Source organism: Paraburkholderia caffeinitolerans (genome assembly GCF_902859945.1).
Lineage (GTDB): Bacteria > Pseudomonadota > Gammaproteobacteria > Burkholderiales > Burkholderiaceae > Paraburkholderia > Paraburkholderia caffeinitolerans.
Window position 1 is genome coordinate 63,418 of sequence record NZ_CADIKL010000004.1, and the last position, 24,340, is coordinate 87,757.

Annotated in this window: 25 protein-coding genes, 1 pseudogene and 1 riboswitch; of the genes and pseudogenes, 14 read left to right on the plus strand and 12 right to left on the minus strand. The window is 67.4% G+C overall.

Annotated elements, in window-relative coordinates; genetic code table 11:
* Positions 1-47: 47 nt before the first annotated feature.
* The 4 genes from ahcY to HV773_RS04950 form a co-directional block, all read right to left on the minus strand.
* The gene (gene ahcY, locus HV773_RS04935) at positions 48-1,466 is read right to left on the minus strand and encodes an adenosylhomocysteinase (RefSeq protein WP_129563079.1); all 1,419 of its coding nucleotides are present in this window, start codon (positions 1,464-1,466) and stop codon (positions 48-50) included.
* 33 nt (positions 1,467-1,499) lie between these two features.
* A riboswitch (S-adenosyl-L-homocysteine riboswitch) is annotated at positions 1,500-1,608 on the minus strand.
* Positions 1,609-1,683: 75 nt separating this feature from the next.
* Positions 1,684-2,454 carry a glycosyltransferase family 2 protein gene (locus HV773_RS04940; protein WP_129563080.1) on the minus strand — a complete coding sequence of 257 codons (771 nt, stop codon included), beginning with the start codon at positions 2,452-2,454 and terminating at the stop codon, positions 1,684-1,686.
* 117 nt (positions 2,455-2,571) lie between these two features.
* Positions 2,572-3,294, minus strand: coding sequence for an LrgB family protein (locus HV773_RS04945; RefSeq protein WP_129563081.1), 723 nt, complete (start codon positions 3,292-3,294; stop codon positions 2,572-2,574).
* A gap of 42 nt (positions 3,295-3,336) precedes the next feature.
* A complete protein-coding gene (locus HV773_RS04950) occupies positions 3,337-3,792 on the minus strand; it encodes a CidA/LrgA family protein (RefSeq protein ID WP_129563082.1) in 456 nt (151 codons plus the stop codon).
* 141 nt (positions 3,793-3,933) lie between these two features.
* Here HV773_RS04950 and HV773_RS04955 point away from each other — a divergent pair, with 141 nt between their 5' ends.
* The gene (locus tag HV773_RS04955; protein ID WP_129563083.1) at positions 3,934-4,881 is read left to right on the plus strand and encodes a LysR family transcriptional regulator; all 948 of its coding nucleotides are present in this window, start codon (positions 3,934-3,936) and stop codon (positions 4,879-4,881) included.
* Between the two features lie 157 nt (positions 4,882-5,038).
* Here HV773_RS04955 and HV773_RS04960 read toward each other — a convergent pair whose 3' ends face one another.
* Positions 5,039-6,856: an OmpA family protein gene (locus HV773_RS04960; protein ID WP_175194361.1), complete on the minus strand. Its 1,818-nt coding sequence runs from the start codon at positions 6,854-6,856 to the stop codon at positions 5,039-5,041.
* Between the two features lie 223 nt (positions 6,857-7,079).
* Positions 7,080-7,400: pseudogene (locus HV773_RS04965) on the minus strand (GMC oxidoreductase); the annotation flags it as partial.
* A gap of 277 nt (positions 7,401-7,677) precedes the next feature.
* Between HV773_RS04965 and HV773_RS04970 the strand changes: the two are divergent.
* On the plus strand, positions 7,678-9,192 hold the full coding sequence (locus HV773_RS04970) for a coniferyl aldehyde dehydrogenase (protein ID WP_129563086.1): 1,515 nt from the start codon (positions 7,678-7,680) through the stop codon (positions 9,190-9,192).
* Between the two features lie 24 nt (positions 9,193-9,216).
* Here the strand turns inward: HV773_RS04970 and HV773_RS04975 are convergent, their stop codons facing one another.
* From HV773_RS04975 to fliE, 5 genes are all read right to left on the minus strand, one after another.
* Entirely contained in the window at positions 9,217-9,606 is a 390-nt protein-coding gene (locus HV773_RS04975; protein ID WP_129563087.1) for an EscU/YscU/HrcU family type III secretion system export apparatus switch protein, read from the minus strand.
* Entirely contained in the window at positions 9,603-11,189 is a 1,587-nt protein-coding gene (gene fliK / locus HV773_RS04980) for a flagellar hook-length control protein FliK (RefSeq protein ID WP_160113468.1), read from the minus strand. Before fliK ends, HV773_RS04975 begins: the two co-directional genes overlap by 4 nt.
* 137 nt (positions 11,190-11,326) lie before the next feature.
* Positions 11,327-11,659 carry a flagellar protein FliT gene (locus tag HV773_RS04985; RefSeq protein WP_129563089.1) on the minus strand — a complete coding sequence of 111 codons (333 nt, stop codon included), beginning with the start codon at positions 11,657-11,659 and terminating at the stop codon, positions 11,327-11,329.
* Entirely contained in the window at positions 11,656-12,102 is a 447-nt protein-coding gene (fliS, locus tag HV773_RS04990; RefSeq protein WP_129563090.1) for a flagellar export chaperone FliS, read from the minus strand. Before fliS ends, HV773_RS04985 begins: the two co-directional genes overlap by 4 nt.
* A gap of 179 nt (positions 12,103-12,281) precedes the next feature.
* Positions 12,282-12,626, minus strand: a complete 345-nt coding sequence (fliE, locus tag HV773_RS04995) for a flagellar hook-basal body complex protein FliE (RefSeq protein ID WP_129563091.1) — start codon at positions 12,624-12,626, stop codon at positions 12,282-12,284.
* A 289-nt stretch (positions 12,627-12,915) separates the two neighbouring features.
* On the opposite strand from fliE, the gene fliF reads away from it, so the two are divergent.
* From fliF to HV773_RS05025, 6 genes are all read left to right on the plus strand, one after another.
* Entirely contained in the window at positions 12,916-14,736 is a 1,821-nt protein-coding gene (gene fliF, locus HV773_RS05000; protein WP_129563092.1) for a flagellar basal-body MS-ring/collar protein FliF, read from the plus strand.
* Positions 14,726-15,721: a flagellar motor switch protein FliG gene (gene fliG / locus HV773_RS05005; protein ID WP_129563093.1), complete on the plus strand. Its 996-nt coding sequence runs from the start codon at positions 14,726-14,728 to the stop codon at positions 15,719-15,721. The genes fliF and fliG overlap by 11 nt, the downstream gene beginning before the upstream one ends.
* A complete protein-coding gene (gene fliH / locus HV773_RS05010) occupies positions 15,714-16,406 on the plus strand; it encodes a flagellar assembly protein FliH (protein WP_377729682.1) in 693 nt (230 codons plus the stop codon). The genes fliG and fliH overlap by 8 nt, the downstream gene beginning before the upstream one ends.
* Before the next feature lie 16 nt (positions 16,407-16,422).
* On the plus strand, positions 16,423-18,201 hold the full coding sequence (gene fliI / locus HV773_RS05015; RefSeq protein ID WP_129563094.1) for a flagellar protein export ATPase FliI: 1,779 nt from the start codon (positions 16,423-16,425) through the stop codon (positions 18,199-18,201).
* Positions 18,198-18,644, plus strand: a complete 447-nt coding sequence (gene fliJ / locus HV773_RS05020; protein WP_129563095.1) for a flagellar export protein FliJ — start codon at positions 18,198-18,200, stop codon at positions 18,642-18,644. The genes fliI and fliJ overlap by 4 nt, the downstream gene beginning before the upstream one ends.
* Before the next feature lie 62 nt (positions 18,645-18,706).
* A complete protein-coding gene (locus HV773_RS05025) occupies positions 18,707-20,248 on the plus strand; it encodes a flagellar hook-length control protein FliK (protein WP_129563096.1) in 1,542 nt (513 codons plus the stop codon).
* Between the two features lie 82 nt (positions 20,249-20,330).
* On the opposite strand, the gene HV773_RS05030 is transcribed toward HV773_RS05025, so the two are convergent.
* Entirely contained in the window at positions 20,331-20,540 is a 210-nt protein-coding gene (locus tag HV773_RS05030) for a hypothetical protein (protein WP_129563097.1), read from the minus strand.
* 24 nt (positions 20,541-20,564) lie between these two features.
* Between HV773_RS05030 and fliL the strand changes: the two genes are divergently transcribed.
* The 6 genes from fliL to fliQ all read left to right on the plus strand — a co-directional run bounded on the left by fliL (position 20,565) and on the right by fliQ (position 24,312).
* Positions 20,565-21,068: a flagellar basal body-associated protein FliL gene (fliL, locus tag HV773_RS05035; protein ID WP_129563098.1), complete on the plus strand. Its 504-nt coding sequence runs from the start codon at positions 20,565-20,567 to the stop codon at positions 21,066-21,068.
* Positions 21,069-21,188: 120 nt separating this feature from the next.
* Complete coding sequence (gene fliM, locus HV773_RS05040; protein ID WP_129563413.1) at positions 21,189-22,187, plus strand: flagellar motor switch protein FliM; 999 nt, start codon at positions 21,189-21,191, stop codon at positions 22,185-22,187.
* A complete protein-coding gene (gene fliN, locus HV773_RS05045) occupies positions 22,180-22,638 on the plus strand; it encodes a flagellar motor switch protein FliN (protein ID WP_129563099.1) in 459 nt (152 codons plus the stop codon). The genes fliM and fliN overlap by 8 nt, the downstream gene beginning before the upstream one ends.
* The gene (gene fliO, locus HV773_RS05050) at positions 22,635-23,201 is read left to right on the plus strand and encodes a flagellar biosynthetic protein FliO (protein WP_129563100.1); all 567 of its coding nucleotides are present in this window, start codon (positions 22,635-22,637) and stop codon (positions 23,199-23,201) included. Before fliN ends, fliO begins: the two co-directional genes overlap by 4 nt.
* Before the next feature lie 114 nt (positions 23,202-23,315).
* Positions 23,316-24,035, plus strand: a complete 720-nt coding sequence (gene fliP, locus HV773_RS05055; RefSeq protein ID WP_227875426.1) for a flagellar type III secretion system pore protein FliP — start codon at positions 23,316-23,318, stop codon at positions 24,033-24,035.
* Between the two features lie 7 nt (positions 24,036-24,042).
* On the plus strand, positions 24,043-24,312 hold the full coding sequence (gene fliQ / locus HV773_RS05060) for a flagellar biosynthesis protein FliQ (RefSeq protein WP_129563101.1): 270 nt from the start codon (positions 24,043-24,045) through the stop codon (positions 24,310-24,312).
* The last annotated feature ends 28 nt before the right edge of the window (positions 24,313-24,340 follow it).

The window sequence follows — 24,340 nt, forward strand, 5'->3', positions numbered from 1 at the left end:
GGCCGCGCTGTTTCGCGTTCTACAGCGTTGTATCGATTAGTAACCGATTAATAGCGGTAGTGGTTCGGCTTGAACGGACCATTCTTGTCGACGCCGATATACGCAGCCTGGTCGTCGGACAGCACGGACAGGTTCGCGCCGATGCGCGCGAGGTGCAGGCGCGCGACCTTTTCGTCGAGGTGCTTGGGCAGCACGTAGACCTTGTTCTCGTACTTCTCGCCCTGCGTGAACAGTTCGATCTGCGCGAGCGTCTGGTTCGTGAACGAGTTCGACATCACGAACGACGGGTGGCCCGTGGCGCAGCCGAGGTTCACGAGGCGGCCTTCGGCCAGCAGGATCACGCGCTTGCCGTCCGGGAAGATGATGTGGTCGACCTGCGGCTTGATGTTGTCCCACTGGTACTGGCGCGTGGAAGCAACGTCGATTTCCGAGTCGAAGTGGCCGATGTTGCAGACGATCGCGTTATGGCGCATCGCCTTCATGTGGTCATGGCCGATCACGTGGTAGTTGCCGGTGGCCGTCACGAAGATGTCGGCCTTGTCGGCGGCGTATTCCATCGTCACGACGCGGTACCCTTCCATCGCCGCCTGCAGCGCGCAGATCGGATCGATTTCGGTGACCCACACCGTTGCGCCCAGGCCGCGCAGCGATTGCGCGCAGCCCTTGCCCACGTCGCCGTAACCGGCCACGACCGCGATCTTGCCCGCGATCATCACGTCGGTCGCGCGCTTGATGCCGTCCACGAGCGATTCGCGGCAGCCGTACAGGTTGTCGAACTTCGACTTGGTGACCGAATCGTTCACGTTGATCGCCGGGAACGGCAGACGGCCTTCCTTCTCCATCTGGTACAGGCGATGCACGCCGGTCGTGGTTTCCTCGGTCACGCCCTGGATGTGCGAGAGGCGCGTCGAGTACCACGTCGGGTCGATCTCGAGGTGCGCGGCGATCGACTTGTACAGCGCGACTTCTTCTTCGTTCGTCGGCTTGGCGATGACCGAGCGGTCCTTTTCTGCCTTCGAGCCGAGGATCAGCAGGAGCGTGGCGTCGCCGCCGTCGTCGAGGATCATGTTGGCGAACTCGCCGTTCGGCCATTCGAAGATGCGGTGCGAGAACTCCCAGTATTCGTCGAGCGATTCGCCCTTGAACGCGAACACCGGCGTGCCGCCCTGCGCGATCGCAGCGGCAGCGTGATCCTGGGTCGAGAAGATATTGCACGAGGCCCAGCGCACGTCGGCGCCGAGCGCCGTCAGGGTCTCGATCAGGACACCCGTCTGGATGGTCATGTGCAGCGAGCCCGCGATGCGCGCGCCCTTGAGCGGCTGCTGCGCCTTGTACTCTTCGCGGGTTTGCACGAGACCGGGCATTTCGGTTTCGGCGATGTCGAGTTCCTTGCGGCCCCAGCCGGCAAGCGCCATATCGGCAACGACGAAATCCTGGGATGAGTTGTGCATGACTGCGGCGTTCATCACGCCCTCCTTTCTAAAAGTGACTAGAAATTAAAGACGTGAGCGCCGTTTTTCAGTGCGGTCGATTCAGGGAATACAACCGGATTGAGCACCTTCGAGCCTGGCGGATCACAGAAAATCCGTCGCAACGCTCCTCGAAGGCGAGGCGTGATTGTAGCAAAACGGGATGGCTCGCGCGTGACGCGGCGTTTAGCGCGCGAGCACGCCATGCGCGGATTCAGCGCTCCGGTTGCGCGAGGTCGAGCGCGCGCATCTGCCGGACGCTTGCGAACGCGGCTTCGAGAAAGGCCTGCGAGCAGCGCACCGTTTCGGCCGTCGTGACCGTGTCGGCTTGGACGAAGCCCATCTGGATGTTCAGGAAGCGCTCCGCATGAATGCCGTCGTGGTAGTGCATGCGCACCTGCTTTTGGCCCGTGAAGCGGCGCTGCCCAAAAATCTCGCGCAGCGCCCACGAGAACGCGCCGTCTTCGCCGCCGTGGCGGCGGAAAAAATCGTCCATCGGGAAGCCGCCCATTGCGAGAAAGGCGCTGCGGCGGATCACGAGGCTGCTCGGCACCGTGTTGCTGAGCACGACCGCGTATTGCTCGAAGTCAGGATGGCTCGTCAGCCGCTCGGGGAAGCCTGCGTAGTCGACGTCGAGGCGGATCGCCGCTTCGCGCGGGTGCTGCTCCAAGTGCGCATGAGCGGCGGCGAGCGCGCCGGGCAGGTATTCGTCGTCGGCGTCGAGAAACGCGAGGAGCGGCGTTGCCGCGTGCAGCGCCGCCCAGTTGCGCGCACGCGCCGCGCCGCCGTTGCTCGCCGTCTGCAGCAGCTGCACGCGCGGGTCGCGCTGGGCATGCGCGCGGGTGATGGACGCCGAGGCGTCGGTCGAGCCGTCGTCGACGACGAAGATGCGGGCGGCCTCGGGCTGCCCGCGACAGCTTTCGAGCGCGCGCGCCAGTGTGGCGGCGCCGTTGAAGCACGGGATGACGATGGAAATGGGGGACATGAGAGGCGGCGGCGATGGTCGTCGATCCGTGGCAACAAACCGGATCATAGGCGGGTCACAAAATCGCGAAACCCTGGGCGGCCGCCGCGCAACGACTCGCCCGGAAATGCGGCGCGCTTAAACCGGCAGGAAGCCGAGCGCCGGCGCGAGCAGCACCATCACCACGCCCGCGATCATCATCGTGAGGCTCGACACCACGCCTTCCTCGCTGCCCAACTCGCGCGCCTTCGCGGTGCCCACGCCGTGCGCCGCCGCGCCGAACAAGGCGCCGCGCGCGAGCCGCGTGCGAAGCGGCACGAAGCCGAGCACCAGTTCGCCGAACAACATCCCGCACACGCCGGTGGCGATCACGAACAGCGCGGTGAGATCGCGCGGCGCATGAATCTTGTCGGAAACCGCGAGCGCGAACGGCGTGGATACCGAGCGCGTCATCAGACTGCGCTGCAATTCGGGCGACAGGTGCAACAGCTTGGCCAGCGCGAGCGAGCCGCCCACGGCCACCACGATGCCCACCGTCACGCCCACGCTCAGCGAGATCCAGTGGCGCTTGAGCAAGGCGCGGTATTCGTGGATAGGCACGGCGAACGCGACGGTGGCCGGGCCGAGCAGCCACATGAGCCAGCGCGTGTCCTGGAAGTAGACCGGATACGGAATATGGAGCAGCAGCACGATCGCGGCGAGCACGGCCGGCACCGCGACGACCGGCGTGAGCCACGGCGTGCGAAAGCGCGCGTACAACGCCTTCGACGCGAAATAGAGCACGACGGTGACGATGAAGCAGCCGGCGGCGATCAGCCGCGAGGCGTCGTCGGCGAACAGGGATGCGTAGAACGTGGTCATGACGGGGTCATCCTTGTTGTGGGTACGTGAAGATGAAGACGCTCAAGCCGCGTGCCGTGCTTGACGCGCGTGGTGCACGCGGCGCAGCGCGAGGCGGCGCTCCAGCCGCGCGGCCTGATCCACCGCGAAAGCCACGGCCACCATCACCATCAGCGTGCCGCCGATCACCACCAGCGCGAGGCGCCAGCCGTCGGCGCGAAAGAGGCCGCCGTACTGCACCGCCGCCACGGCGGCGGGGATGAAGAACAGCAGCATGTCCGAGAGCAGCCAGTCCGCGCCCGCCTTCACCCAGCGCGGCGTCACGCCGCCGCAAAACAGCAGTGCGAGCAGCAGCACGAGGCCCACCACGCCGCCCGGCACGGGCAGGTGCGCCGTGCGCACGAGCGCATCGGCGGCGACCCAAAGCCCGCAGAGCAGCGCCGCCTGCACGAAAATCCGGCCGGCGCGTGCGAGCCCGCCCGTTGGCGCGGTCCGTGCGGAGGTGTTCGGTGCAGTCATGGCAAACCCTAAGTGACAGTGGAATGGAAGTCAGTATATGGCCCTCATCGACATAAATAAAATGACTTAGAATTATTGAATGCATTCCATAATGGAATACGATAGCCTGACGTGCATCGGGAAACACGAGGAGGCAAAACCATGGAATTGCGCGCGCTTCGCTATTTCATCGAGGTGGTGCGGCAGCAGAGCTTCACGATCGCCGCCGAACATCTGCACGTAACCCAGCCCACCATCAGCAAGATGGTGAAGACGCTGGAGGACGAGACCGGCACCCCGCTGCTGCTGCGCGACGCGCGCCAGATGGTGCTCACCGACGCCGGGCGCATCGTCTATCAGCGTGGCCAGGACGTGCTCGCCGCGCACGCGCGCCTGCAAGCCGAACTCGCCGATCTGGGCACGCTCGGGCGCGGCGAGCTCACCATCGGCATTCCGCCGATGGGCGGGTCGCTGTTCACGCCCGCCATTGCCGCGTTCCGTCAGCGATATCCGAAGATCGAGCTCAAGCTCTTCGAACAAGGCTCGCGCGCGATCGAGGCCGCGCTCATCTCCGGCGAGCTCGAACTGGGCGGCGTGCTGCTGCCGGTCGACCCGGACCAGATCGACGTGCTGCCGATGTCGCATGAACTCCTGTGGCTGGTCGCGCAGCGCGGCTCGCGCTGGGACGGCGCGCGAGGCGTGCCGCTCGCCGATCTCGCCAGCGAGCCGTTCGTGTTCTACGGTGAGAGCCTCGCGCTGAACGACGTCGTGCTCGCCGCCTGCCGCACCGCGGGCTTCACGCCGCAGATCGTGGGCCGCAGCGGCCACTGGGACCTGATGGCGGCACTCGTGCTCGCGGGCGTGGGCATCGCGCTGCTGCCCGCGCCTTATGTGCGCCGGCTCGACGCGGCGCGCTTCACCTGCCTGCCCGTCACCGATCCGCAGATCGAGTGGGACATGGCCATCGGCTGGAAGCGCAACGGCTATCTCTCGCATGCCGCGCGCGCGTGGCTCGGCGTGGCGCGCGAGGAATACGGCAAGCCCTCCACGTTCCTCGATGACTTCGTGCACCCGCCGGGTCTCGAAAAGCCCGCCGACGAGGGGCGCTGACGCTCATCATCTGACGTGCATCGTCTTTGAGTCCGCGCAATGTGAAAGAGCCGTCCGGCTCACGCCGGACAGCTCTTTACGCGCTTTTTTTAGAGGTGGTCTCCTCGCATTGCACGCCGCGTAACGCGCCTTGCGCTTACTGCCTACTCCTTACCGCTTACTGCTGTGCCACGAACTCGATGCGGCGATTGCGGAAACGCCCGCCCTCGGTGTCGTTGCTGTCGATGGGATGGGCTTCGCCGTAACCCTCGGCCGTGAGCGTCGATCCATTCACGCCTTGCGCGACCAGGTACGTACGCACGGCCTGCGCGCGCCGTTTGGAGAGCGCGAGATTACCCGCTTTGTTGCCGGCGTTATCCGAATAGCCCGCCACTTCGACCTTGACCGGCTTGCCTTCCTTCTCGCAGGCCTTGAGCACCTTGGCCGACTGGCGCAGATCCTCGCCCGCCGAAGCCGGAATGGTCGTGCTGCCCGTTGCGAAGTTCACCACTTGCAGGTTGAGCACCTTCACGATGTCGGCCGAAGCACACGAGGCATCCGCGCCGAACAGGCCCTTCACCGCGTCGCGGAACGACTGCGTGGCGTCGGCCACGGCCTTCTGCACGTTGAACACGCCGATGTCGAAGCCCGTGCCGAACAGCGTCTTGAGCTTGTCGAGCCAGCCCAGTTTGGCGTCCGCCGCCGTGCCGCTCAACTCCACGTGCGAGCCGTCGATCTTCACTTCGGCGCCGGGCAGCGCGAGCAGCGGCAGCAGGCCGTCGAGATGCGCGAGCCAGGCGGCGGGCTTCGTTGCGGCATCTACGGTCACGTTGGCGTTGAACTTGCCTTCGCCGAGTTGCTTCGTGAGCGCGTCGATGAGCTGGGTTTTCTCCTCCTGCGTACCCACGGTCGCGGTGATCGTCGGCACGCCAGCCTTGTCGACCGTGACCGAGAAGTGCGAGTCGTTGGTGGGCGCGGGAGCAGCTTCGCTCGCCGCAGAAGCGGCCTCGGCGGCCGATGCTGCATCCGATGCAACCGCAGCCGGCGCAGCGTCCGATGCCTGCGAAGCCGCGACGGCTCCGCTCGCGTCCGATGCAGCTTCCGCCGCCGGCGCGACGCTCGAAGCGGCTTGAGAAGCGGCTTGAGAAGCGGCCTGAGAAGCTGCCTGAGAAGCTGCCTGAGAAGCTGCCTGAGAAGCGCCGGTCTGGGTGGTGTCTTCGGCGTTATCGCGCTGGCACGAGCGCAGCGCGAAGAACGCGATGATCACGGCGATTGCGGCCAGCAGCCACCACAGCCATGAATGTCCGCGCGCGGCGGCCTTGACCGGCGGCGCAGGGTGCACGACGGTCTGCGGCGGCACGGCAGCCGGAACCGGGCGCACGACCGGCTCCGGATGGCTCAGATGCGTCGAGACGTCTTTCAGGCGCGCGATGATCGAATCCGAGAATGCCGCCGCCGAGCCGAGGCCCACGGCTTGCGCAAGGCGGTCGGTGAGGTTCGCGTTGACCGACGAGAGTTGATGGCCGAGCAGCGTGGGCAATTGTCCGACCACGCCCTGCGAGGCCGTGAAGTGATGCTTCAGAATGCCCAGGATCGCCGCGCCGGCCACACCAGTCAGCGAGAAGACCGTCGATTGCGCCGCGCCGGTTTGCGCGGCCACCGCGTCGGCGAGTGCGCCGACATTGACGCCCGCGGCCTTCTGGATCAGCTCGCGGCCCGCGGTTTCGAGCTGGCTCACGCCCGAGGTGCTCGCGAGCAGGTCGGGCAGTTGCTTGCCGATCTGCGCGTTGACGTCCGGCGACATGATGGTGGAAAAGAGGCCGCGCGCCCCCTCGGCCGTGCTGCCGCGCTGCATGATCGCAGCGACGATGGCTGGAGCGGCTGCGCTCGCGACCTTGCGGGCGAGATCGGGCGCGAGGCCGAAGCGGCCAGCGAGTGTGCGCACGACATCGTCGCTCAGAACCGTTTCCAGCAGTTGAAAGACGTTGATGCTCATCGAAGCGGGTTCTCCTGTTCGCGGGCGCGCCAGCTGGCACGCCCAAGTCCGGGGCGATTATAGGGAGTCCGAAATCTCGAAAATGCGGCGAACCCGTACCCCGCACACTCTTTGACGAAAACCTTTCGATCGCGCGGTGCTTCGTCAATGCAAAGCCGAAACGAGGCGCTCGCAAGTGCCCCGGAGAGTCAGAAGCCCGATGTCAGGCGATGACGGTTGGGCTGTGCGTTGTCGTGTCGGCGTGCGCCGCGATGGCCGCGCGCAGTTCGACGTCGCTCTGATCCGCGCGCGTATAAAGCTCGCGGCCGCCCATTTGCGCAAGCGCGGGCGCGTCGAGAATGCGCCGCGCGAGGCGCGCGCCTTGCACCAGCAGATCGAGATCGCGCGCATCGGAGATAAAGCGCGGATCGATCACGGGCGCGGCGCGCGCATCGGCGCTCGCGAGCGTGACCGTGCCGTAGCTCGCCGGGCGCAGCACGCACACGTGCAGCGAGTAGCTGTGGCTCCAGTGCAGGCGGCGGCTATGGTCGTCGACGAGCGCGGTGTTCGCCTCGGGACAGCGCTGCGCCGCCCGAACCGCCGCCTACGATGACGTAGTCGTATTGCATGCCTCCTCCCTTGGTCCGGCGTGACATGCAAAAGGCGTTGAAAGCACGCTTGATGCACGCTCGTTCGATTTCGCTTTTTCGCGCTTTGCAGGAAACGTTGTCGGATCGATTCAGTTTTTATGTCAGAACCTTTCCTCTAATCATCGGACCGTGTAGGCGGCGCGCACGCGACTACCATGAAAGGCCGCAGCGCCCTTCCCACCAGGACCGACCATGAAACAGGATTTGCCCGCAGCACTGGCGCGTGACGACGGCCCCGAAAGCGGCGGTGAGCGTAGCCGTGGCACGCCGGGTTTCCCGGGCGACGATTCGCCTGAATTGCCGCATGAGTCATCGCATGAGTTGCTGCATGCCCTGCACGCTGCGCAGCGCGCGGCCTATCTGCGTGCGCCGTTTCCCGCATGGAGCGAACGCGCGCGCGATCTGAGGGCGCTGCGCGACGTGCTGTTCGCCAATCAGGACGCGCTCGCCGAGGCGATGAACGCCGACTTCGGCCAGCGTTCGAAAGCCGAGGTCGCGCTGGCCGAGTTCATGGTGCTCAAGCAGGAGATCGACGCCGCGCTCAAGCATGGCGAGCGCTGGATGCGCCCGCAGCGCCGCCGCGTCGGCAAATGGCTCGCGCCGGGCCGTGCGCGCGTGGTGCCGCAGCCGCTCGGCGTGGCGGGCATCGTCGTGCCGTGGAACTATCCGCTGCTGCTAGGCGCGAGCCCGCTCGTGTGCGCGCTCGCGGCGGGCAACCGCGCGATGATCAAGATGTCGGAGCTGACGCCGCGCACCTCGGCGCTGTTCGCAGAACTGATCAGTCAGACCTTCGCGCGCGACCATGTGGCGGTCGTGAACGGCGACGCCGCCGTGGGCGCGGCGTTCACGGCGCTGCCGTTCGACCACCTGCTGTTCACAGGCTCGACGCGCGTGGGCCACGAGGTGATGCGCGCGGCTGCCGCGAACCTCACGCCCGTTACGCTGGAGTTGGGCGGCAAGTCGCCCGTGCTGATCGGCGAGCATGCGCGCTTCGACTATGCCGTCGACAGCCTGCTGCTCGGCAAGACGCTGAACGCGGGGCAAACCTGCATCGCGCCCGACTACGTGCTGCTGCCGCGCGGCAGCGAGGACGCCTTCATCGCCCGGGCGCGCACGCGCTTTGGCGAGCTCTACCCCGACTTCGCGAACAACCGCGACTACACGTCGATCATTTCAGCGCGCCACTACGAGCGGCTCGAACGTCTGGCCGACGAAGCGCGCGCCGAAGGTGCGCAACTGCATGCGCTGGGTCCGCGCGACGCCGCCACGCGGCGCTTCGCGCCCGTGATCGTGACGGGCGCGGGCGAGCACACGCAGTTGATGCAGGAGGAAATCTTCGGGCCGCTGCTGCCGCTCGTGCCTTACGACTCGCTCGACGAAGCGCTCCACTATGTGAATGCACGACCGCGGCCGCTGGCGCTCTACCTCTACGCCGACGACGCGCGCACCGTCGAACGCGTGACGCGCGAGACCGTGGCGGGCGGCATGTCGGTGAACGAGACGCTCATGCATATCGCGGCCGAGGGGCTGCCGTTCGGCGGCGTCGGCCCGAGCGGCATGGGCGTGTATCACGGCTACGAGGGCTTCGCCACGTTCTCGCAGATGAAGCCCGTGTTCACGCAGGCGCGGTTGAACGCACGGCGGCTGATCGCGCCGCCTTACGGCAAGCGGTTTGGGTTGCTGATCCGGGCGATGTTGCGGTTCTAGCGGAGGCGCAGGCCGCAAACACCACTAGCGGGGCAGCGCGGGCAGGCGCAACGGGTTGCCCGCGAGCGACTTGGCGTCCGGCATGCGTGATTGCGACGAGGCCTGAGTGGCTTGTGCTGTTTGCGCGGTTTGTTGCGCGTCGCTCTCCGCTGCTTCAAGCCCATGCAGCCACGCCAGCAGTTCCGCCACGGCCTGATATAGCTGCGGCGGGATCTGCGAATCCAGATCCACCTGCATCAGCAGCGAGACCATCTCCGGCGCTTCGTGCACGTAGAGGCCCGCTTCCTTCGCGCGCTGCACGATCATCTCGGCCACGAGCCCATAACCCTTCGCGACCACGCGCGGCGCGCCGTCGCGCGCGACCGGGTCGTCGTAAGCCAGTGCGGCGGCGCTTCGGCGGTGCGTGCGGCTCATCCGAGCTCCCAATCTGTCGAGTCGATGGCGTGAGGTGCATCGGCCGCGTGCGTGGCCGGTGCTGCGTGCGTGGCAACGGCTGCGCGCGCATAGGCGCCGGCGGCCCGCGCGCCATCCACGCCCGCTGTGCCACCCAAGCCACCCAAACCACCCGCACCGCCGATCTCGCGGATCGACAGCCCGGTGAGCGCGAGTCCAAGCGCTTCGAGCCGCCCGCGCAATGCCTCGCTGTGCGCGTTGAGGCGCTGCGCGCCGTCCGGGCTCGCCTGCACGCGCACCGCGAGCGTCGAGCCCGTGAGCGCAAGCTCCGCGTCGACGGTGCCCAGCGCCGGCAGCGCCAGCGTGAGACGCGTGCGCCAGGGCGTTTCGTCTTCGTCCGCGCCGCGCCCTGCGCGCGAGTCGTGCTGAGCGTGGCGCTCGTCGTCGTCCGGCTGAATGGTCCAGTCGAGCCGCACACCCGGCCACGCCTCGCCGGTCCAGCGGAATTCCCCGGTCGCGAGCAAGTCGAGTTGCTGGCGCACGAGCGGCAGCAGCGCCTCGTGCACGCCAACGCCCGCGCCGGCCCCGGCCGGCGTGCGAGTGGCGGGCAGCAGCGCGTCGGCGAGCGCAGCCGCTGTGCCGCCGGCTTCGCGCTCCGCATCGTCGGCGAATGCAGCGGCATGGGTTTCGCCGCGAGCGCCCGAGGCCGCCGCCGTCCCCCCCGCGCCGCCCGCCCGCGCGCCTTGCTGGGTGGCGCTGGGCAGATCAATCCACAGCACGTCATCGATGTCGGCGGCGGCGTGGCTCCTGTCGCCCGGAAATTCGAGCGGCAACTGCGCGCTGCCGCCGGTCAGGCGGTTCTGCGGTTCGTCGGCGAGTTCGCCGGGCGTGCGCTGGCCGCGCAGCCATTGGGCGAGATGCGATTCGTAGAAGAGCCCGCTCGACGCCACCGTCTGAGCGAGCGCGGCCGCGAGCGCGGCGACCTGGCCGGATTGCGCAGCAAGTGCGGTGCGCTGGGCCGCTTGCGCTCCTTGTGCGTCCTGCGTGCCTTGAGACGAGGCGCCTTGCGCGCCGCTTGTGCCACCGGTCATGCCGCCATTCGCAGCGCCATTCGCGCTCCCCGCGCCGTCAGCGCCTTCGGCGCCTTGCGCACTGCCTGGCAGTCCTGCCTGCGGCGCATCAACCGTCGATGCCTCAAGGTCGGCGAGCAACGCGGCCTCCAGCGCCTGGGCCTGAACAGTGGCCCCTGTCTGATCGATGGGATTCGCCAGGCCCGGCAATGGCAGCGAGCCAGCGTCCCCCACCATCGCCTCGCCGGCAGCCGCCGGATCGGCCCAGATCGGCGCGCGCCCGACCACGGCGGGCGTGGCCTCGCCACCCGAGCGGATGATCGCGTCGAGCGCGAGCGCAACGGCGGAAAGCACCGTTTGCGCCGATGCCTGCGGTGAGCCGGCGCTGCGCGGATCGGCCAGCCCGGCTGCGCCGCCCGTGAGCGCCGAAACGCCCGCCTGCGCAGCGCCCGTGCTGCCCTGGGAGCCCGCCGCGCCCAGGCCGCCTATGCGGCTCGCGAGCAGCGCCGCAGCGCTCGTATCGATTCCGTTCATGCGGAGCGTGGCCCGCATGGGCCAGGTTGTGCGCCGCGCGTCCCAAGCGGTGACGCGGCGCTGTCAGTTTTCGTGCACGAGCGTGCCTGCCCGTGCCGGTTCGCGCGCGCCGATCAGAAGCCGCGCACCATCCCGCCCTACCGCGCGCCGTACAGCTCCTGCAACACCCGCGACGGCTGCGCCGTGCCGTGGAAAAGCGCCGCAAGGCGCGCCATGCACGGGCTCGCGAGGTCGCGGATCGCGGCGTCGTCGGCGAGGATCTGGCGGATCAGCTCGTACTTGCGCGTGCGCTCGGCGGCGGTGAGCCGCACGCCGAAATCGGCGTTCTTGAGTGCGTCCACCAAGTGCCGGTACTCCTCCTGAAGGCCGATCAGCTCGTTCCAGCTTGCGCCGCGCGCGGCATGAAGCATTTGCTCCGAGACCGCCGCAATCGCCTCGTAGCGGGCAAAGTAGTCTGCTTTCGAATTCATCTCGTCAATGAACCGGATACCGGCGCGGACGACGCTCTCGCCATCCGCTCCACTTCCGGCGCAATCCCTAACCAGGCTTCCTCGAGCGTCGCAAGCAGGCCATCGACTTCGACCAGCATGGACTCGCTCTGTTGAATGTTCGCTTCGAGCAGACGTCGCGTCATATAGCCGTAAAGTGCGTTCAGGCGCTGCGCGACTTCGCCGCCCGCCTCGACGTTCAACGCCAGCTGAAGCCCGCTTTCGACAATCCGGATGGCCTTGCCGATCGCCTCGCCGCGTGGTCCCACATTGCCCATCTGCAAATGCATGCGGGCCTGCGCAATCGCCTTGCGCGCTCCTTCGTACAAGAGCGCGATCAGCTTGTGCGGACTCGCGCCCATGACCCCTGTTTCGACACCCACGCGTGCATAAGCGTTGGCTCCAGACTGTGCAGGGGAAAACATCGGCGCTTCTCCTTCGAACGTGCGGCTATGGATACGGTGCATCCGGCCCTTTGCCTTGCGTGGCACGAGCCGGGTATAGCCGTGTTATCGGAACGGCGCAGGAGAAGCTTTAATGTCTTCGGCAGGCGCGAAGTGGCGAACCAGGCGCCACGGGGCGCAACGGGGCGCAACGGGGCGCGCTAGACCTGGATCTGCATGATGTCGGTGTAAGCCGCAACGAGCTTGTTGCGCACCTGCAGGCCGAACTGGAAGCCCACATTGGCCTTCTGCATGTCGACCATGACGTCGTTGAGCGAAACGTTGCCGGCCCCGAGTTCGAACGCCTGCGACTCGCCCACGGCCTTTTGCTGGTCGCCGCTGATCTTGTCGATGGACGACTTGAGCGCCGCGGCAAAGCCGCCCGCGGTGGCCGCGCCCGAGCCGACGTCGGCGGCGCTGGTATCACTGGCGCCGCTGGCCGCCTGCGCGGCCATGGACTGCATCTGCGCGAGGGCCGACGTGAGTGGGTTGACTGGCACGGTCATGTTTGCTCCACGAATAAAGAGGGATCGCGCGAGGGCGGATGCCGCCGCCCGGCGAATCCGGCGCGCCTGTGAGTGACAAGCAGTGACAAGCGCAATGCATACAGCGCGCCGAATCTGGAGAGGAGCATAGCAATTCGCCATTTCCGGCAGCCTCGAAACTAGGGGGAAAACCCGGCTCTATTCGCGCAATCGGCTTGCCAGCGGGTGCGGATAATCGCTGTCGTGAAAGTTTCCGCCGCGCGCATGCCGCGCGAGCAGGAACAGCCAGTCTCCCGGAGAAACCCGTCGCATGGATTCGTCTGCCAACTCGTTGATCAACCCCGATGCCCGCGTGGGCCTCGCCACCAGCGGCGCCGCCCCCGGCGTGGCCGCTACCGGCGTGGCGGGCGCAGCGGGTGGCCTCGCGGAGGACCTGGGCGGCGGCTTTGCGCAGCGCCTCGGTTCGCTTTCTTCGCTGCGCAATGTGCGCGGCAACCCGCGCGCGCCGCTCATCGTGGCCGTGGCGGTGCTCGTCGCCGTGGTCGCGGGCCTGATCCTGTGGTCGCGCGCGCCCGACTACAAAGTGCTCTACAGCAATCTCTCGGACCGCGACGGCGGCGCGATCATCACGGCGCTGCAAGCCGCCAACGTGCCGTACAAGCTCTCGGAGGGCGGCGGCGCGATTCTCGTGCCGTCCGAGCAGGTAGCCGAAATGCGCCTGCGCCTCGCCCAGCAGGGCCTGCCCAAGAGCGGCTCGGTGGGCTTCGAGCTGATGGACAACCAGAAGTTCGGCATTAGCCAGTTCGCCGAGCAGGTGAACTACCAGCGCGCTCTAGAAGGCGAGCTCGAGCAAACGATTCAATCGATCCAGAGCGTGAAGTCCGCGCGCGTGCATCTGGCGATTCCGAAGCCCTCGGTGTTCGTGCGCGAGCGCGAAGCGCCCACGGCCTCGGTGCTCGTCAACCTGTATCCCGGCCGCATGCTCGACGAAGGCCAGGTGGCCGCCATCACGCACATGGTCGCCTCGGCCGTGCCCGATCTGCCGGTGCGCAATGTGACCGTGGCCGACCAGGACGGCAACCTGCTCACGCAGAGCGCCGCGAGCGCCGGTCTCGACGCCTCGCAGCTCAAGTACGTGCGCCAGGTCGAGCACGACACCCAGGCGCGCATCGACGCGATCCTCGCGCCCCTGTTCGGCGCCGGCAACGCGCGCTCGCAGGTGAGCGCCGATCTCGACTTCTCGAAGCTCGAGCAGACTTCGGAGAACTACAGCCCGAACGGCAGCCCGCAGCAGGCCGCGATCCGCAGCCAGCAGCAGAGCATTGCCACCGACTCGCAGCAATCGAGCGCCGGCGGCGTGCCGGGCGCGCTCTCGAACACGCCGCCGCAGCCGGCTTCCGCGCCCATCACCGCTCCCGCTGCGGGCGCGAACGGCGCACCGGGCGCCACGCCCGTCTCGGATCACCGCGACACCACCACGAACTACGAGCTCGACAAGACCGTGCGCCACTTCAGCCAGGCGCCGGGCAGCATCAAGCGTCTTTCGGTGGCGGTGGTCGTGAACTATCAGCAGAAGGTGGATGCCAAGGGGCACGCCACGCTGCAGCCGCTCGACGCGCAAAAGCTCGCGCAGGTCGAGCAGCTCGTGAAGGACTCGATGGGCTACGACGCGAAGCGCGGCGACTCGGTGAACGTGGTGAACGCCGCGTTCCAGCAGGAAGTCGATCCGAACGCGAACCTGCCCTGGTGGCGCCAGCCCGACATGCTCGCGCTCGCGAAGCAACTCGCGACGTGGCTCGGCATCGGCGCGGTGGCACTGTTCCTCTACTTCGTGATGGTCAAGCCCGCGCTGCGCCGCGCCTTCCCGCCGCCCGCGCCGGCCGCCGCCCTGCCCGGGCTCGCGGGCCTCGGGGGCCTCGGGGGCAATAGCGAGCCGATGCTGCTCGACGGCCTGCCGTCCGCGGACAAGCTCGAAGGCGCAGCAGACGCCGAGGCAGACCCGGCCCTGCTCGCGCTCGAAAACGACAAACACAAGTTCGAACGCAACCTCGAATTCGCGCGCAGCATCGCGCGTCAGGATCCGAAGATCGTCGCAACCGTGGTCAAGAACTGGGTGAACGATGAACGCTGAAGGAGCCACCAAGAGCGCGCTGCTGCTCATGTCGATCGGCGAGGAAGAGGCCGCGCAGGTCTTCAAGTTCCTCGGCCCGCGCGAGGTGCAGAAGATCGGCGCCGCCATGGCCGCGCTCAAGAACGTCAAGCGCGAAGAGATCGACGCGGTGCTGCAGGAGTTCGTGAAGGAAGCCGAGCAGCACAGCGCGCTCTCGCTCGACTCGAACGACTACATCCGCAGCGTGCTCACCAAGGCGCTGGGCGAGGACAAGGCCGGCGCCGTGATCGACCGCATCCTGCAAGGCGGCGACACGAGCGGCATCGAAGGCCTCAAGTGGATGGATTCGGGCTCGGTGGCCGAACTCATCAAGAACGAGCATCCGCAGATCATCGCCACGATCCTCGTGCATCTGGACCGCGATCAGGCCTCCGAGATCGCCTCGTGCTTCACCGAGCGCCTGCGCAACGACGTGCTGCTGCGCATCGCGACGCTCGACGGCATCCAGCCGCAGGCGCTGCGCGAACTCGACGACGTGCTCACGGGCCTGCTCTCGGGCAGCGACAACCTCAAGCGCAGCCCGATGGGCGGCATCCGCACGGCTGCCGAAATCCTCAACTTCATGACCAGCCAGCATGAGGAAGGCGTGATCGAGAACGTGCGCCAGTACGACGCCGAGCTGGCCCAGAAGATCATCGACCAGATGTTTGTTTTCGAGAACCTGCTCGACCTCGAAGACCGCGCGATCCAGTTGCTGCTCAAGGAAGTGGAATCGGAGTCGCTCATCATCTCGCTCAAGGGCGCGCCGCCCGCGCTGCGCACCAAGTTCCTCTCGAACATGTCGCAGCGCGCCGCCGAACTGCTCGCCGAAGACCTCGACGCGCGCGGCCCTGTACGTGTTTCGGAGGTCGAAGCACAACAACGGCGTATCCTTCAAATCGTTCGCAACCTTGCTGAAAGCGGCCAGATCGTGATCGGCGGAAAGGCGGAAGACGCTTATGTCTGACGAGGCAATGCAGATGGCCGCGCAACCGTCTCACGCGCGCTCCGCGTACCAGCGCTGGGAGATGGCGTCGTTCGACCCGCCGCCCCCGCCGCCGCCGCCGCCCACGCCCGATGAAACGGCCGCGTTCGAGGCGCAGTTGCTGCGCATTCGCGAGAACGCCCATCAGGAAGGCCTGAAGTCGGGGCACGTGGCGGGCCAGGCGCTCGGCTATCAGGCCGGCTACGACCAGGGCCACAAGCAGGGCTTCGAGCAGGGTCGCGAAGAGGCGCGTGCCCAGGCGCGGCAGCTTGCGTTGCTCGCACAACATTTTGCCGAGGCGCTGCAAACGGCCGAAGCGGGCGTGGCCGATACGCTCGTCGAACTCGCGATCGACATTGCGCAGCAGGTGGTGCGCCAGCACGTGCAGCACGACCCGACGGCGCTGGTTGCCGCGGCGCGCGAAGTGCTCGCACACGAGCCGCAACTCACAGGCTCGCCCCAACTCGTGGTGAGTCCCGCCGATCTGCCGGTGGTGGAGGCGTATCTGATGGAAGAACTGCAAGCGCGCGGCTGGTCCGTGCGCACCGATGCGACGCTCGAACGCGGCGGCTGCCGCGCACAGGCTGCGAGCGGCGAAGCGGATGCGGCAATCGGCACGCGCTGGGAGCGCGTGGCGCTGGCGCTCGGCAAGGCACGGCCGTGGTGAGCGCTGGGTGAACACGATGAGCCCCAACCCGCACCAGACCATCCACACGGGCGGCCTCACGCCGCTCGAGCAGGAGCTTGCGCTCGCATCGTTCGGGCCCGGCGCGCACGACCTGGCGCAAACGCACGGAATGCTGGTGGGCGACGACGCGCAAGCCAGCCAGCATGGCGCCGATACAGCCGCACATGCCGTCACTCAAGCCGCCGCGACGCTCGACGCCGTCGAGGCCGCTATCGCCGATGCGGCCGATGCGGCCGATGCAGCCAATGCGGCCGATACCTCCCGCGCAGCGCGGAACGGCGCCGATGCCGGCCACGACAATCCATCGGCCAGCCAGAGCGGCCCGCGTGACCCGGCCGCCGACCCGCGCGTGTCCCACACTCCGCCGCCCAGCTACGACCCGGCCAACCCGCACCTGACCACCTGGAACGCCCGCCTCGCGAGCGTGCGCGCGCGCAACGCGCTGGCCTTGCCGCTGCGCGGCTGCGGCCGTCTCACGCGCGCAGCGGGCCTCGTGCTCGAAGCCGTGGGGCTGCGTCTCGCCGTGGGCGCCGAAGTGATGATCGAACTGCCGCCGGGCAGTTCGCTGCCGATGGCCGAAGCCGAGGTCGTGGGCTTCGCCGGCGACAAGCTCTTTCTGATGCCGACCACCGAAGTCGCGGGCCTCTTGCCCGGCGCGCGGGTCTGGCCGCTGGAAAGCGCGCCGATTGCGGACCCGATGGCCGGCGCCAAGCGCCTGCCGGTGGGCTGGGGGCTGCTCGGGCGCGTGCTCGACGCCTCGGGCCGCCCGCTCGACGGCTTGGGCGCGTTGAATGTGGAAGCCGATGCGCCGCTCACCGCGCCCGTCATCAACCCGCTGAAGCGCGAGCCGATCCACAAGGTGCTCGACGTGGGCGTGCGCGCGATCAACGCGCTGCTGACGGTCGGGCGCGGCCAGCGCATGGGCCTCTTTGCAGGCTCGGGCGTCGGCAAGTCGGTGCTGCTCGGCACCATGGCGCGGGCCACCAGCGCGGAAGTCATCGTGATCGGTCTGATCGGCGAGCGCGGCCGCGAAGTGAAGGAATTCATCGAGCAGATCCTGGGCGTTGACGGCCTCGCTCGCTCGGTTGTGGTGGCCGCGCCCGCCGACGTCTCGCCGCTCCTGCGCATGCAGGCCGCCGCGTACACGACTACGCTCGCCGAATATTTCCGCGACCAGGGCAAGCACGTGCTGCTGCTGATGGATTCGCTCACGCGCTACGCGATGGCGCAGCGCGAGATCGCGCTCGCGATTGGCGAGCCGCCCGCGACCAAGGGCTATCCGCCCTCGGTGTTCGCGAAGCTGCCCGCGCTCGTCGAGCGCACTGGCAACGGCCCCGAAGGCGGCGGCTCGATCACCGCGTTCTACACCGTGCTCACCGAAGGCGACGACCAGCAAGATCCGATCGCCGACTCGGCGCGCGCGATTCTCGACGGCCACATCGTGCTCTCGCGCACGCTGGCCGAAGCGGGCCACTATCCGGCCATCGACATCGAGGCGTCGATCAGCCGCGCGATGACCGCGCTCATCGACGAGCCGCATCTGAACCGCACGCGCGCGTTCAAGCAGATGCTCTCGCGCTACCAGCGCAACCGCGACCTCATCAACGTGGGCGCTTACGTGAGCGGACGCGATGCGGTGCTTGACCGCGCCATCGCGCTGTATCCGCGCATCGAAGCGTTTCTTCAGCAGGGCTTTCGCGAAACCGCGAACTACGAACAAAGCGTCGAGATGCTCGGCGCGCTCATCGGTAATGCACAGGGGACCAGGACATGACGAGGCAGACCGCACTGCAAACCCTCATCGGGCTCGCGCAAGACGATGTCGACACCGCGACGCAAAAACTCGGGCGCGTGCAGCGCGAGCGCGGGGAAATCGAAAAGCAGTTGAAGTCGCTGATCGATTACCGCGACGAGTATCACACGCGCTTCACCGAATCGGCGCGCGCCGGCATGGCCGCCGGCAATGTGCGCAACTTCCAGGCGTTCATCGACACGCTCGACACCGCCATCGAGCAGCAGCGCCGCCTGCTGGATCAAGCCACGCAGCGCGTGGAGGCCGCCAAGCCCGACTGGCAGCGCAGCAAGCAGAAGCTCGGCTCGTACGAGGTGCTGCAATCGCGCCATGACGAGGTGCAGGCGCGCAAGGATGCGCGCACCGAACAGCGCGACGCCGACGAGCACGCCGCCCGCGCGCTGCGCATGCGCAACGCGCATTAGTGAAATTAGTGACTTATTAGTGGCACCGGCGCGTCCGGATCACGTTCAAGAGAGCTAGCAGCATGTCGCTTCTATCCGCAGTCAGTTCGTTGCTCGGCGCCGCCGTGGATGCGGCCACGGGCGCGCAGAGCGGCGCCAGCAATGGCGCCGCCGCGAGCGCTTCCGACCTCGCGAGCCAAGGCTTCGCGCAAACGCTCCAGCAAAGCATTTCCGCGCAGAACGCGCGGAGCGGCGCATTACGCCAGGTAGCCCAGGCCAGTTCGCCACAGCAAGGGGCGCAGGCTTCGGCGAATGCCGCGGGTGCGGGTTCGTCTGCCCACAGCGGCGCGCGCGCGGCTGCGGCGCAGCCTGCTCAATCCACGTCATCCGCGCAAGCGTCCCAGCAGACCGGTAACCGCGCTTCGCACGGCGTCGATCACCGCGCCGACAACGCCCTCGCACGCCAGAAGCAGGCCGAAGCCGCCGGCTCGCAGGCCGCCGCGGCACAGGCTCAGGCGCAGCAAGCCCAACAGGCCATGCAGACGGCGCAGCAGGCGCTCAGCAACGGCGATGCCACTGCCGAGGCCGCGCTCGCGGGCGTAGCCTCGGCGGCAGCCGGAGCAACGGGCGCGAGCACCGACGCGAACGGCATTGGCGGCACCAATGGCACAAGCACCTCGAGCGGCACGGCCGGCGACGGCACGAGCACCGCCAGCGGCGACCCGAAGTCGGTGAGCGACGCGCTGCACGCCGCGCTCGCGACGCTGCGCGGCGGTACGGGCACGCTGAACACGCCGGTTGCGGGCAGCGCTGCCACGCCCCCGGCCAATTCGACGATAGCGGGCAGCTTTGCGGCGCACATGGGCACGCAGGCGAAGGCCAAAACCCTGGGCGCGGGCATCGACGACAAGAACGCCGCCGACAACGCCGCGAAGTCGGTAGCCGCCACGCCGCAGGACGCAGCCGCGCAAAACGCCAATGCCACGCTGGCCGCAGCAGCGCAGCAACAGGCAACGTCCGCGCAACCGGCTGCATCGAGCAGCGCCACCGACGCCCTGGCGGCCGCTCAAGCCGCCGCAGCAGCGGCTCAAGCACAAGCGACCCAGGCCGCCCAGAGCGCGAGCGCCAACCCCGCTGCATCAGCGGCTGCATCCGCCACGCTCGCGCCGCAAGTGGGCACGCCGCCTTGGGAAGACGCGCTTAGCCAGAAAGTGGTGTTCCTCTCGAACGCCCACCAGCAATCGGCGGAACTCACGCTCAATCCCAAGGACCTCGGGCCGTTGCAGGTCGTGCTGCAAGTCGCCGACAACCATGCGCACGCGCTGTTCGTCTCGCAGCACCAGCAGGTGCGCGAGGCCGTGGAGGCCGCGCTGCCGAAGCTGCGCGAACAGATGCAGCAGAACGGCATCGGCCTTGGCAGCGCGAGCGTGAGCGACGGCTTCTCGCGCCAGATGAACCAGCAGGCCCAACAAGACAGCGGCAGCGGCGCGAGCTCGCGCGGATCGCGTGGGTCGGGTTCGGCTGGCGTGGCGGGCATCGGCACGGCCAGTGGCGCGGACAGCGCCACCAACACCGCCGCCACGGCCACGCAGCGTAGCGTGGGCCTGATCGACACGTTTGCCTGAGACGTTCCCGCGCAGTCCCGCGCAGTCCCGCGGTCTCTCGCATCGGCGCAAGCACAGAGCGAGGCGTCGATCCATCGACGCCTCAACCCGCCCATGCCTCGCCGCCCAAGCCGCGCTCGCGCAACAAAGCCGCGAGATAGCCGCAAATCCCCCGTCTATTCCTCCCATCGCTGTAATGCAAAAGCCGGAACAATGCAGGCTGCCGGTATGAATGCGCGCGCGCCATGGCGATCATGGCAATCGGCAACGAAGCGCCGCCCGGCCCCGACAACAGCATGATCCGCACGATCACGACTCACCCAGGCTCACGACCGACATGGCGACCACGACCGCAACCCAGCAAGCCGCGCCCCAGGGCACGCAACCCGGACCGCTGAAGCGCGTCCTTCTCATCGTGCTCATCGCGGTGCTTGCCGCAGGAGCTGCGGGCGGCGGCGTCTGGTTCTTCATGTCGCGCCACGCAGCGAGCGCCCCGGCGGCGAGCGCGCCCCCGCCGCCGGCCGTGCCCGTCTACTACGCGCTCGAGCCGATGACCGTCAATCTGCAATCCGACGACGGCGAGACGCACTATCTGCGCATTGGCCTCACGCTCAAGCTCGACAGCCAGGCGACCCAGGACGCGCTCGCCGCGCACATGCCCGAGATCCGCAGCCGCCTGCTGCTCGCGCTTTCGAACAAACACCCGGCCGATCTCGCGCCGCTCGACGGCAAGCGCGCGCTCGCTACCGAGCTCGCTACGCTGATCGCCCAGCCGTCCGATTCGCGCGGCACGGCCGCTCGCGTCGAAGACGTGCTGTTCACCGAATTCGTCGTGCAATAAGCCCAGCATGAACACGCTCAACATGAACCCGCGCGTTCGCCTGCATGCCGTGCGCGCCAGCGCGCATAGCGTGGATGGCGTGGATAGCGCGCAGCCAATCCGGAGCCTTGCATCATGAGCATGGGTCACGACGAGTTCATGTCGCAGGAGGAGGTCGATGCCCTCCTCAAGGGCGTCACCGGCGAAATCGAAACCGAGGCCGCCCAGACCGAAAAGCCCGGCGTGCGGCCGTACAACATCGCGACGCAGGAACGCATCGTGCGCGGGCGCATGCCCGGCCTCGAAATCATCAACGAGCGTTTCGCGCGTTTGCTGCGTGTGGGCATTTTCAACTTCATGCGCCGCACCGCCGAGATTTCCGTGGGCCCCGTGCGCGTGCAGAAGTACAGCGAATTCACGCGCAACCTGCCGATCCCGACGAACCTGAACCTCGTGCACGTGAAGCCGCTGCGCGGCACGTCGCTGTTCGTGTTCGATCCGAACCTCGTGTTTTTCGTGGTGGACAACCTGTTCGGCGGCGACGGGCGCTTTCACACGCGCGTCGAAGGCCGCGACTTCACGCAGACCGAGCAGCGCATCATCAGCAAGCTGCTCAACCTCGTGTTCGATCACTACACCACCGCTTGGAAAAGCGTGCGCCCGCTCACGTTCGAATACGTGCGCTCGGAAATGCACACGCAGTTCGCCAACGTCGCGACGCCCAACGAAATCGTGATCGTCACGCAGTTTTCGATCGAGTTCGGCTCGACGGGCGGCACGCTGCACATCTGCATGCCCTACTCGATGATCGAGCCGATCCGCGACGTGCTCTCCTCGCCGCTGCAAGGCGAAGTACTCGACGTGGACCGCCGCTGGGTGCGCGTGCTCTCCCAGCAGGTGCAGGCTGCCGAAGTGGAGCTCACCGCGGATCTCGCGCAAGTACCGGTCACGTTCGAGCAGATCCTGAACATGAAAAAAGGCGATGTGCTGCCGATCAACATTCCCGAGCACATCGTCGCCAAGGTGGACGGCGTGCCGGTGATGGAGTGCGGCTACGGAATTTTCAATGGTCAATACGCGTTGCGGGTCCAGAAGATGATCAGCGCAGCCGACACGATGAAGGAAGGTGGATATGAGTGACGTGAACACCCTGCAAGGCAGCGAGCCCGTGCGCGAACCGGCCCCCGCGGCCGATCCAGCTGGCGCAATGGAGATGGACGATTGGGCCGCGGCGCTCGCCGAGCAGAACGGCCACGAAAGCCACGAAGTGGCCGCGCAGCCCGCCGCCGTGTTCCAGCCGCTTTCGAAGGTCGATTCGGGCGCGACGCGCAACGACATCGACATGATCCTGGACATCCCCGTCCAGATGACCGTCGAACTGGGCCGCACCAAGATCGCCATCCGCAACCTGCTGCAGCTCGCGCAGGGCTCGGTGGTGGAGCTCGACGGCCTCGCCGGCGAGCCCATGGACGTGCTCGTGAACGGCTGCCTCATCGCCCAGGGCGAAGTGGTGGTGGTGAACGACAAGTTCGGCATCCGCCTGACCGACATCATCACGCCCTCCGAGCGCATCCGGAAGCTCAATCGATGAAACGCCTTGCCGCATCCGGTTTTGCGCGGCTCAGTGCGCGGATTAGTGCCTTCGCTGGCGCCTGCACATGCGCGTGGCTCGCCGCCGCGCCCGCGCAAGCCGCCGACCTCCAGGCCGTGAACGAAGCCGCACGCTCGGCGTCGAGCGCATCCGCGGTGATCGTGGGCAGCGCGGCGCCCTCGCTCGGCTTCGGCGCGGTGCTGCAAACCGTGTTCGGCCTTCTGCTCGTGATTGGCGTGGTGTTCGGCTGCGCGTGGCTCGCGCGGCGTCTCGGCCTCCAGCACGGCCCGAAGAGCGCGCTCGTGAAGACCGTGGGCGGCGCTTCGCTCGGCGGCAAGGAGCGCGTGGCCGTGGTCGAGATCGGCGACACCTGGCTCGTGCTCGGCGCAGCCCCCGGCAATGTGCGGCTCCTGCACACGATGCCCGCAGGCGAACTGCCTGCCGCCGCCGGTGCTTCAACCGGCTCCATCGCCCTTCAAGGCAACTTCGGACAGCGCTTTCGTGACGCGTTGAAACACGAAGCAGGCAAACGTTTCAAGCGTCACGACGGCGGAGCGCAGTAAATGTACGGCAGCCCCCTTCCAGAGGCGCGCGCTCGCGCGCACACTTCCTTGATCGAGAAAATCTCGCGCGCCGCATTGCCCATTGCGCTGTTGCTCGGCATAGCCGCGGTGGCGATGCTGCTGCCGCACCTCGCGAACGCACAGACGCTTGCGCAGCCGCAAGGCCTGCCTGCCTTCAACACGAGCCCGGGCCCGAACGGCGGCACCACGTATTCGCTGAGCGTGCAGACGATGCTGCTGCTCACGATGCTGTCGTTCCTGCCCGCGATGGTGCTGATGATGACGAGCTTCACGCGCATCATCATCGTGCTCTCGCTGCTGCGCCAGGCGCTCGGCACGACCACCACGCCGCCCAACCAGGTGCTCGTGGGCCTCGCGCTGTTTCTCACGCTGTTCGTGATGTCGCCGGTGCTCGATAAAGCCTACAACGACGGCTACAAGCCGTTCGCCGCCGGCACGCTGCCGATGGACGAAGCCGTGACGCGCGGCGTCGCGCCCTTCAAGACCTTCATGCTGCGCCAGACCCGCGAGTCCGACCTCGCGCTGTTCGCGCGCATCTCGCACGCGGCGCCCATGCAGGGCCCCGAGGACGTGCCGCTCACGCTGCTCGTGCCCTCGTTCGTCACGAGCGAATTGAAGACCGGCTTCCAGATCGGCTTCACGATCTTCATTCCGTTTCTCATCATCGACATGGTGGTGGCGAGCGTGCTCATGTCGATGGGCATGATGATGGTTTCGCCCGCAACGATCTCGCTGCCGTTCAAGCTCATGCTGTTCGTGCTCGTGGACGGCTGGCAACTGCTGATCGGCTCGCTTGCGCAGAGCTTTACCTGAGGTAGCCATGACGCCCGAAACCGTCTTGACCCTTTCGCACGAAGCCATGTACGTGGCGTTGCTGCTGGCCGCGCCGCTGCTGCTCGTGTCGCTCGCGGTGGGTCTCGTGGTGAGCCTGTTCCAGGCGGCCACGCAAATCAACGAAAGCACGCTCTCGTTCATTCCCAAGCTGATCGCGATTGCGGTGACGCTCGTGATTGCGGGGCCGTGGATGCTCACGACGATGCTCGATTACATGCATCACATGTTCGCGAGCATTCCGGCGCTCGCGGGCTGAGCGCGTTTTTGCGTGATCTTTTTGCGCG